This window comes from Fictibacillus sp. WQ 8-8 (genome assembly GCF_024494405.1).
In the GTDB taxonomy this organism is placed as follows: Bacteria; Bacillota; Bacilli; order Bacillales; family Fictibacillaceae; genus Fictibacillus_C; species Fictibacillus_C marinisediminis.
The window spans coordinates 22,214-31,185 of sequence record NZ_JAMXKG010000024.1; the positions used below are offsets into that span (position 1 = coordinate 22,214).

Sequence of the window (8,972 nt, forward strand, 5' to 3'; positions counted from 1 at the left end):
GAAATTAACTTTAATGCTATCGTCGAGTGTACCTGATTCTTTTGATATATAGAATTCCGCTTTATTGTTGTCACCGTCTACATATTTATCAACATCTTACTGCACATTGTTGAGGATCCAACCATTTACCAAAGTCGAAAATACTATCCACGCGCTCATTGATACCATCTGGGTCCCTTTCATATAATGCAACGTAACCTTTCCAAGCCCATCCAGGAGCAAGACAAGCCTTAAAATCTCCACCGGTTGATTCAATTGAAACACTAGTTTTGTGAAAAGTTGAAGTTCCTACATAATTCCATCCGGATGCAGCAGATGCGGAATTTGTAGGAAGTAATAAAGCTGAAGCAATAAATGCAGAACTGAAAATTGTTTTAATCCTCATACCCCTAACCTCTTTCTTTATGTATAATTTGTAAATCTTTTGTAAATATATTACAAAAGTAGACCCTGTTCAACATAATATTGTAAAATTTCCATAAATAGTAAAAAAGACTTTGTTAAGTCCATACATTTTTTGTGACTTTAGATGGATACATATATAGCCTAAAAGTGTATTAGTTCTAACCCTAACTTTTTTCTTATTTCTGAAAAAGTCATGTAGTTTGAAAGGCCTCGTTAAATGGGAAGAAGGTCTGGAGCCTTTGTCATGAGTATTCAGGGCATTGGGCAAATAACGATTATGGTGATTTTATTTCTAATTATCTTATCGTTGTTTGGAAAGCGTTTAGCCCGATGGTCAAACGATAAACCTCATCATGCCGAGTTAATTAGTACAACCGCTCTTTTTTTAGGAGGAGCCTATTTTCTTTTTTATTGGGGCTTTGCTGTTCCTTTTGGGGTAGGTCGCTGGGGTGAATGGTTCGGGTGGTACTGATTATTAATAGTGAAAAAAATGATTTTAAAAGCAAAAACACACATTTGTAAAGAAGTGTGTTTTTGCTTTTGTTTTTATATTTTTATTTTAATACCTTCTGTATTCGATAAAGTGGGGTGACTTGTCCTTATCCATCAGTTGTTTCAATGTGGTTATCAATATTTATTTCATTAACTACTCACCATCTATAGTCTTAAAAACACCATTATTTTGATTGTTATACCTGACAGTAGCTACTCATTTTTTCATATAATTTCACGTACCGTAATTGAAGTGATTAAGAAAATAAGGAAAGACTTTTTAGACAACCAGGACCACATACAGGTACTTTCTTGTAAACGAGATGAAGCCGAAAACATTGGATGAATAAGCAAAAATCAGAGATACACTCTTGGAGTATGAAAAGGAACATGAAACCACTCTAAAACTTGCTCAGTTTACAATACTTTAGCCTCGATGCTTTTATGAAATTTGCAAAAGTTATTCTTACCTTCTTGTGGTTCATAGGCAAGCTCTCCTTTTCAAATCCTAGTTAGATTACCAGCTCGTACTACCATTAGTATAGGTGGCTCTGATTTGATCTTCTCCATTCTTTTTACCTGGATTCTATGATGAATTAGTAACAAGAATGCGAAAGATGCTTAGGAGGAAACTTACTTTTTATGGTTAAAATTGTTGGACAAAAAATTGTATTGAAAGAAGCTACTAATCAAGCTCTAAATGAATTATATTATTGGAAATATGAAGAAAAGGAACAAGAAGCGAAGAAATGGAATGGTCCATATATACCTGAACCTAAAATGACAAAAGAAGAATTTCTAAAAAGCTGGGAGAAAGACTTTGAAATTATCCCAAACATACCTAGTACATTAATTATTTTTGTAGGAGATAAATTAATTGGAGCGGTAGGTTCTTATTGGGTAGATAAAAACACTAAATGGCTAGAAACAGGAATCGTTATTTATGATAAAAATTATTGGAACGGTGGATATGGTACTGAGGCTTATAAACTTTGGATTGATTTCCTATTCAGGTCTACTGATTTGCATCGATTAGGGATGTCAACTTGGTCAGGAAATGTAAGAATGATGAAGGTTGCAGAAAAATTGGGGATGAAAGAAGAAGCAAGAATAAGGCAAGCAAGAATAGTAGACGGTAAATATTTTGATGCAATAAAAATGGGGATTTTAAAAAAAGAGTGGGAACAGTCTTCTTAAACTAATGGATGAATATCTTCAATAAGGTCACATATGATATTCCACAATCGGGTGCGATTGTGGAGGATTAACAAGGAAAATAATTTATAAATCCTTAATAAATCTTTAATATCCTTTAATTTAGTCGGACCAAAATCACGACCAAAATCGGACCAAAATAATTTAAAAAGATATGAAATATTTTAAAAACCAAAAAAGTATAAAAGCTGATTTTACAGCAATTTGAGCATACTTTAAAAAGAAAAAAAAGGGTGAGATATGTTCCGCACACAAGTTCACCCTTGGGAACGCGAACAATATATGTCCATGTATTAAGATTCAAAACCCCTGATACCGTTGGTGTCAGGGGTTTTTTGTTTGTGGTTTTAGTGATCAGTTTTATTTGTCGGAATAATCATTGACCACATTTTGACAACCAAATTTTAAGAGATTTAAGTTTTTTAAATTGATTATTTGAATTTATTCACGGGTTACTTTCTAAATAATCCGTCCCCTATATGCTCGTACAGTTAAGGACAACATCGGGTAACTCAAGGTTCTGGAGAGATATGGATTTACAATCTCGGGTGATGATAGCGGTTTTCCAACGCACGTGGCGAGAACGTAGAAGAGTTTGTTCTTACCCTCCTCGTGTAATAGTTTAATACGATTATTTTCCTTACTCTATTAAAGGGCGCTTTAATGGAGTAACGAAAAAAAGCCCAATTTCTTAAGATTAATGCTAAAAAATTGGGCTTTTTAATATTGGAATTTCCTTAACTTTGTAAATATGCGGTTCCTGACGCTACCACAAAATGATCGTATATTTAGATATCATTTTTTGTTAGTCATTAGTTTTATAAAATAGGGTTTTTCTTCCTTTAAATTTGCAACAATTATGCTGCAGAGATTGTATTAGCTGGGGCACTTCTAGGAACAATCCTTCGTAGACCCAAACAACAGCCGGAACATGCACCAGATGATGAAACAAAAGACGCGAATGCAGCAATGATGGCAGGACATTAAAAAGAAAACGGATGATCTTTTCTATATAATAAGTTGATCTTCCGTAATCGGGCGCTTTAATGGAATAAGGAACACAGCAGTGGCTAAAGATACTGACCGGGGTTACTTTATGAGTGCTGAAGAGGCTAAAGAGTATGGGATTATAGATGAAATCATTTTTCCGAAATGATGTTTCAAACAGTCTCTTTCATTGTCGGAATATGATGAAGTTAATTCATTTTTTATGTTATATTATGAGTAAAACTAATATAAAGAGGGATGAATTTGTCGATAGGCAAATATGAAATATTTCATACAGTAGTAGAACTTGGCAGCTTAACAAAAGCAAGTGAATCGTTAAATATTTCCCAATCAGGGGTAAGTCATGCCATTTCCAGCTTGGAAAAAGAGCTGGGGTTTTCCTTATTAACCCGTAATAAAGCAGGCATCAGGCTAACCGTAAACGGTGAGCGAATGTTGTTATATATTAGGGAGATTCTATATTTAAATGAAAAAATGCTTCAGGAGGCTGGGGAAATAAGAGGACTAGAAATAGGGACTGTTAGGATTGGCACATTTTCATCTATTTCTGCTGTATGGCTTCCTGGAATATTGAAAAAATTCATGGATCAATATCCTCATATAAAAGTAGACATTATGGAGGGGAAACAGGAGGAAATCTCTCTGTGGATTTCACAGGGGATTGTAGATTTCGGTTTTTTAATGCTGCCTGCTGCCGATCTGGAGGTTCTTCATTTAAAGCGAGAAGCGTTTTGCTGTGTTGTGCCGGAAACCCACCATCTTGGTGCTGAAAATTCTATAAAGACAAATGCACTGAATGAAGAGAAGCTGATTGTCCAAAATTCTACCCTTAAAATCATCCATTACATTTTGAAATCAAATAAACTTTCTCCTGAAATTGCTTTTCATTTAGACGATGAACATGCTGTTATCTCGATGGTAAAAAACTCCCTTGGTGTAGCCATCCTGCCAGACATCGCTTTACATAATCTTCCTGATGGTGTAAAAAAAATACCCCTTTCAGATGATCGAGCAATTTCCTCCATCGGCATTGGTTCGATATCCTTCAAAAATCTTCCGCCAGCTGCCGAAAAATTTATAGCAGCATCGACCTTATGGTTAAACGAACATTTCACATGATTCTCGTAATTATGCCCTTTTCTTATGATGCACATCAAAGTAAATTTGATATTTATTGGAACCGGGGGAGGAAGTACGCTTATTTTTCATATGAAAATAAGCGTAGTATGTAAATGTAAAGGTAAACAAAGCTAAGCCTAACTCCCGGAAAAGTGAATTATACTTTGGGATACGGAGAAATAAAGGGAGCAAGCCTTGACGTTTCATTTAATGAAGGAAAACATGGAGGAAAGCAAGGCTTGTTCAAAACGGTGATCACTGGATTACGAACATTAAATAAAATTACCTATTGAGTATGAACGATTTGCTCAACTTAATAGAATGGAAGAAATATATAACCATGATTTTTTAAAGACTAATTGAAACATGGCTAAAAAAAGGAATTCTTATTTTTAAGAATTCCTTTTTTTAGGGATCCAGAAGAATCATGACAAGAAGAGAACGGATTTTCTTGTTTTGAGGATATTTAAACAATTACCTTGAGGTCATGGTGTACACTAAACGGCAGTTTGTACTTAACATGTTAGAGGGTGCCATTCCAAGCTTGCAAGATATGGGGGCTGCATCTCTCGGTAACAATTTCTATCGACAAAAGAAAAAGCTAAAAGCACTGTATCACGTTGGGTTGTTGAAAAAACGATCATCATTTATTCCTAATGTTCGTAATAAAATGATAGTAGCCCCTTTGTTACTAGTAGAGTAGAAGATTCATTTCTTTTGAATAGATTGAAAAATTGATCATCTTATGGTATTCCCCACATTAACCTAATCGCCCTTGAAAGAGCAACATTCATGTTAACGGGAGGAAGAGGGATGCATAACAACGATTGGAAAAGGAAATGGAATAGTTATTCCTATACGTTTCCATATTTACTTTTAGATGTCAAACATGAATTAAAGAAAAAAGGTAAAAGCAAACAAGCTTCTGTTAAATCGTGGGAATTAACGGAAGAAGAGAAAATGCTAATTCATGAAATTAAAGAATGTACAAGACAACGCAATAAAAATAATGTGACACGTACGCATGCCTATTATCAGTTTTACCTCCGATACCCAGAAATCCATTGGGCACTACTTGGACATATGGTATCGCGTAATGGCGGTTGGAATATGACGGATTTAAAAGGGGAGTTATATACGAGACTATTGTCTGAAAAAGATCAACTCACCTACTTTTCTTTTTTGGAACGAGGGAACTGGTTAATCTTCCTGGATGTATATCCACAATTTTTGTTGTATGAACAAAGTGTGAAAAGATCCAAAAAACTGTTTCATCTTCTACCTTTTTTCAATGTGTCAACGTTTATGGAAACGATGTGGAATCATTTTTGGAGGACGGGCGACCGCTATACGTTAGCTATTGCTACTGTTATCAATGAACAAAGCTATTTAGAAAAAAAGGTTATTCAAAAAGCCCATTTTAAAAAGACTGTGCTAAATAGCGTTGGATTCAAACTTTATGATTTTTTTCGCTTTAATCACATTCTTTTTCCATTCTATAAGGATGAGACCAAACGAGAAACATTGTTAGTCGGTGATACAATGAAGCATTTCACCTCCCTTCATGAACGGATTTTGCTGGGCAAGCGATTATACTCACTGTTGTTTTGCCGTGAGAACATCTTATCTGGAGTAGTCGATTGGGCTCATGATCATCCACATACCGGTTCGAGAAAAGACTACTGGCCGCATTTGTTTTATGATGTAAACGAGTCATTCTCCCGTGCCTTTTATAAACGGCGGATAAAAAAATGCCAATTAAGAAAAGGGGCACATCGTTTATTCAGTCCTCGATTAATATACGCATGGAAAGATGTTAATCACGAAGACCCTGAAAGCGGAGACTGGTTTGAAGACTGGAATATCATTGACTACTTAATTGATAAGGGAGAAACTACAAATGGGAAAATTTATGATGAATACTGCAAAACACTTGAAAAAATTGAACTGGCCATTATGGCAAAAAAAAACGTCCTTCTCCGCGAAGAGGCAGAAGAAGAGTAGCCATCAAGGAGCTTTTGTAGCCACCATCATTTTCTCTTCTTTCACAGGAACGTATTTGGACTTACTGTTTGTCGGAAAACATATGTATGCCTTTCCAGCAAGACCATTCCCAGATGTATTTACCATCAATGTTGCCTTTACATTATTGATATTGCCAATCTTTACTGCTCTCTTTTTACGGATCGTAAAAAAGTTGCCTCAGCTTTTAAGAATTCTATTTATCGTTTTAATTGGACTTTGTATAAGTATTTCCGAACAGTTTGGAGAGAAATTAGGATTGTTTACTCATAGCGAAGCGTGGCATCATTCTTATTCATTTTTCGGATACAACATCTTCATGTTCTTTATATGGAAATTTTATCGATGGTTTCAATAACCACGACTGTGTTATCGAAATAAAAGAATTGCATCTAGTTTATAAGGTATCCCCTTTCTAAACCACCTAACTAAATTTCTGTTTATAGTGAGCTAACGTCAACAGCGGCCAAATGACTCGCTTCGAGTGAAAAAGTGGATTTTGTAAAACCGTTTTGATTGCTACAAAAACAACCCCATTTGTTTAGAAATCAAGTTTTTTCATAATTTACCTGAATAGCTTGATGGCAAATGAAATTAAGCACATGGTGGCAGGCGCTATAGCATGTATAGCCGTAGTAGTTTGGTATACTTAAATAAATACATAAAAGATAAGAATAATCAGTAAAAGAGCAGCCAGGTACATCCTAGTTGTTTTTTTGCGTACAATAGAACAATTGAGTCCGGTACCAAGGACACTACAGTCCGTTAATCCCATTGGCATATAATTCTAATTTTTCAGAAAAAATGTTATGATATATTCAGAGAATTGAAACCTTGTTTGATATTATAAAATCCTTTAGGTGGAAAGGAGGTATATATATAGCTCAGATCTGCTTTAATACTATTAATCAATTTTTAAAAAAGGAGAGATCATATGTCAGCAAAATTCCAAGGTGTTATTCCACCGATTCCAACCATATTACATAAAGATGGACGACTAGATGAAAAGGGTATGGGAAATCTGATTGATTTCTTAATTGAATCAAAAGTAGATGGACTGTTCTTTTTAGGGACAGGTGGTGAATTCAGCCAGATGACGGTTGAATTAAGAAAAGCTGTAACTGAATTTGCCATTCAGTATGTTAACGGCCGAGTCCCCGTTCTCATTGGAACCGGTACTCCAAGCACACTAGAAACCATTTCATTAAGTATGCATGCAAAAGAGGCTGGAGCAGACGGTATTGTTGTCATTAACCCTTATTATTGGCAGCTTACAGAGGAGAATCTTTTTCAACATTATGCCGATATTGCTGAAGCGATTGATTTACCCATTCTGCTCTACAATTTCCCTGGATTAACAGGACAAGATTTATCACCAGAATTTGTACTTAAGCTTGTGAAATCGCATCCAAATATCGTGGGCATTAAAGAAACGGTTGAATCAGTGGGGCATACCAGGGAAATGATCTTAACGGTGAAGTCCTTTAAAGAAGATTTTGCGGTTCTCTCTGGATACGATGATCACTTATTAAATACATTATCTGTTGGCGGGGACGGTGCCATCCCGTTAACAGCCAATTTTATTCCTGAGCTTACTGTTGGCCTCTATCAATCTTTTAAGGAAGGAAACTACGGGAAAGCCATTGAATTACACAAAAAGTTAGCGCCATTTCCCCTTTTATATAAACTCGATTCTCCTTTTGTGAATGTAGCGAAAGAAGCCATACGGATGCGGGGAATCGAGATCTCTACCGATGTATTGGCACCTTCACGTCCTTTAAGTGCTGAAAAGAAGGAAAAAATACAGCGATGTATGGATAAAGTATTGAATCAAGCCATACCTTCGTCAAACTAAACCGTTTTTAACACAATAATATTTGGAGAACTTTTAAAAAGAAATGTTGAAGTAAGAATTATTATTAAGCTTTTGGAACCTGTGTGGAAAAATCAAAAAACAAGTTTTGATTGGACCATGTGTAGAATGGATTATGCCGAAAAAAAGATTTCCAATTGAACTAACGGGTGCGTTGATCCAAGAAGGATTACGCACCTTTTTGCTGAATTTAATAATCGAACGAAGCAGTAATGTTGAAAAAGGAAATAGCTAAAAATTTGATGACGGACAGGAGTTAGATAAGATGATAAAAGGTTTTGGAGGAATATTTTGGAGAACTAAGAATCTTGAAGTTGTAAAAAAATGGTACAGTGAAGTGTTGAAGATTGATATGGAAAATTGGAATGGGGCTATGATAAAACCCCAATCAGGAAATGAAACTATCTTTTCTTTCTTTACCGAGAATGACAGTTATTTTCCAATAGAACAACAAGTGATGTTAAATTTCCAAGTACATAATCTAGACGAGACTATTAAGCATCTCGAACATATTGGTGTACCTCTTGCAAAGAAAAATGAGATTAGTGAATATGGAAAGTTTATTTGGATTGAAGATCCAGAAGGTCGACTGGTCGAGCTTTGGGAGAAATAGCGAGTTGTAATTCATTTGCTATTGAGCTAACGGGTGCGTTAGCTAAAGATCGGAGCTGTCTTAAAGGCGGCTTTTTCTTATGGAACTAAAGGGGCAGGTTAGCATTCCTGTAGATGGCTAATTTTGATCTTTGATAAAAATAGGGCTCCTCAGTAAGATGAATGTATCCCAAACAACCATCTAGGAGGAAGCCCTACTATGAAGTTTAAAATGCAGAACAAACAA

The 8,972-nt window shown here is 35.5% G+C and carries 9 protein-coding genes; 8 read left to right on the top strand and 1 reads right to left on the bottom strand.

Annotated elements, in window-relative coordinates; genetic code table 11:
- Positions 1-88: 88 nt before the first annotated feature.
- Complete coding sequence (locus M1K46_RS24345) at positions 89-385, bottom strand: hypothetical protein (protein WP_256228032.1); 297 nt, start codon at positions 383-385, stop codon at positions 89-91.
- A 264-nt stretch (positions 386-649) separates the two neighbouring features.
- On the opposite strand from M1K46_RS24345, the gene M1K46_RS24350 reads away from it, so the two are divergent.
- From M1K46_RS24350 to M1K46_RS24385, 8 genes are all read left to right on the top strand, one after another.
- Positions 650-877, top strand: a complete 228-nt coding sequence (locus tag M1K46_RS24350; protein WP_256228033.1) for a hypothetical protein — start codon at positions 650-652, stop codon at positions 875-877.
- A gap of 662 nt (positions 878-1,539) precedes the next feature.
- Positions 1,540-2,094, top strand: a complete 555-nt coding sequence (locus M1K46_RS24355; protein ID WP_256228034.1) for a GNAT family N-acetyltransferase — start codon at positions 1,540-1,542, stop codon at positions 2,092-2,094.
- A gap of 1,051 nt (positions 2,095-3,145) precedes the next feature.
- Positions 3,146-3,268 carry an ATP-dependent Clp protease proteolytic subunit gene (locus M1K46_RS24360; protein ID WP_256228044.1) on the top strand — a complete coding sequence of 41 codons (123 nt, stop codon included), beginning with the start codon at positions 3,146-3,148 and terminating at the stop codon, positions 3,266-3,268.
- 95 nt (positions 3,269-3,363) lie between these two features.
- Complete coding sequence (locus M1K46_RS24365) at positions 3,364-4,239, top strand: LysR family transcriptional regulator (RefSeq protein ID WP_062231950.1); 876 nt, start codon at positions 3,364-3,366, stop codon at positions 4,237-4,239.
- An 813-nt stretch (positions 4,240-5,052) separates the two neighbouring features.
- On the top strand, positions 5,053-6,243 hold the full coding sequence (locus M1K46_RS24370) for a DUF2515 domain-containing protein (protein WP_256228036.1): 1,191 nt from the start codon (positions 5,053-5,055) through the stop codon (positions 6,241-6,243).
- Positions 6,155-6,619 (top strand): CBO0543 family protein, encoded by a 465-nt coding sequence (locus M1K46_RS24375; RefSeq protein ID WP_256228037.1) that lies wholly within the window; start codon positions 6,155-6,157, stop codon positions 6,617-6,619. The genes M1K46_RS24370 and M1K46_RS24375 overlap by 89 nt, the downstream gene beginning before the upstream one ends.
- A 576-nt stretch (positions 6,620-7,195) precedes the next feature.
- The gene (locus tag M1K46_RS24380; protein ID WP_256228039.1) at positions 7,196-8,116 is read left to right on the top strand and encodes a dihydrodipicolinate synthase family protein; all 921 of its coding nucleotides are present in this window, start codon (positions 7,196-7,198) and stop codon (positions 8,114-8,116) included.
- Positions 8,117-8,399: 283 nt separating this feature from the next.
- Positions 8,400-8,747 carry a VOC family protein gene (locus tag M1K46_RS24385; RefSeq protein ID WP_256228041.1) on the top strand — a complete coding sequence of 116 codons (348 nt, stop codon included), beginning with the start codon at positions 8,400-8,402 and terminating at the stop codon, positions 8,745-8,747.
- Positions 8,748-8,972 lie beyond the last annotated feature (225 nt).